The sequence below is a fragment of the Psychrobacter sp. CAL346-MNA-CIBAN-0220 genome, from assembly GCF_040309805.1.
Lineage (GTDB): Bacteria > Pseudomonadota > Gammaproteobacteria > Pseudomonadales > Moraxellaceae > Psychrobacter.
Genome location: NZ_JBEOPF010000330.1, coordinates 1 through 268, shown reverse-complemented (window position 1 = coordinate 268; position 268 = coordinate 1). Strand labels below are relative to the sequence as shown.

Genomic DNA, 268 nt, shown 5'->3' with positions numbered 1-268 from the left:
CAATGGTGGTTTTGCATTAACAGTAGCGCTAGCAGTTGAACTTGAACTCGACCAAGCAGAAGCTGAACAGTTAGTGAAAACAGCCCACCAAGTTTGCCCATACTCAAACGCAGTACGTGGCAACATCGATGTAAAATTAACCGTAAACGGTCAAGCGATTTAAGCTTTTTGTAAACCAGTTTTACTGACTTACAAACAAAAAAACCAAGACAGATGTCTTGGTTTTTCTATGTTGATGTCAAAGGTCATCATCGTGGTGAACAACGAC

General features: G+C 40.7%; 1 pseudogene. It reads left to right on the top strand.

The features are described 5' to 3' along the window. A pseudogene (locus tag AAEY88_RS13855) lies at window positions 1-163 on the top strand (Ohr subfamily peroxiredoxin); the annotation flags it as partial. Window positions 164-268 lie beyond the last annotated feature (105 nt).